Annotated in this window: 1 pseudogene; it reads left to right on the plus strand. The window is 77.1% G+C overall.

From position 1 onward, the window contains the following. Window positions 1–654: pseudogene (locus tag IFT36_RS16150) on the plus strand (DNA polymerase III subunit gamma and tau); the annotation flags it as partial.

Below are 654 nucleotides of genomic sequence, written 5' to 3' on the forward strand. Positions count from 1 at the left end.
CCGTCGAGGCCACGCCGTCGACCGAGGCGGCCGGTGGCCCGGCGGCCGTCGAGAGTGCGACGGCGTCCTGGGCGACGGCCGCCCCGTCGACCTCTGCCACCCGGGCCGACCCGGCCGACTCCGCCACGCCGACCGAACCCGCGCCTCCGTCCGCACCGCACTCGGCCGCGTGGGCACAGACCCCCGACGCCGACCAGGCGTCCGGGGGCGGCGCGGCTCCCGTCACGCTCCAGCAGCTGCGTGACAGCTGGCCCGAGATCGTCGAGGTCGTCCAGAAGGCGCGGCGCACGGCCTGGATGGTCGTCGTCACGGCCACCGTCGTCGACTTCGTCGACGACGTGCTGACGCTGGCCTTCCCCAGCGCCAACGACGTCGAGAGCTTCAAGCGGCCGCAGGGCGCGGCCGAGGGCGTCAGCGAGTACCTGCGACGCGCGATCGTCGACGTCCTCGGCGTCAAGGTGAAGTACATCGCCCGCGTCGAGGGCGACGGGCCCGCGGGCCCGACCCCCACGGGTGCACCCGTCGACGCCGCCGCCCCTCCCGCCACGTCGGGTGCGCCGCGAGAGACCGGCCGGTCGACCACACCGGGGCCCGGGGTCGGACGCCAGCCGTCCGGGCCCGCGTCTCCGGGGTCGGCGCCGTCCGAGACGGGCC

This window comes from Frigoribacterium sp. CFBP 13605, from assembly GCF_014839405.1.
GTDB lineage: Bacteria > Actinomycetota > Actinomycetes > Actinomycetales > Microbacteriaceae > Frigoribacterium.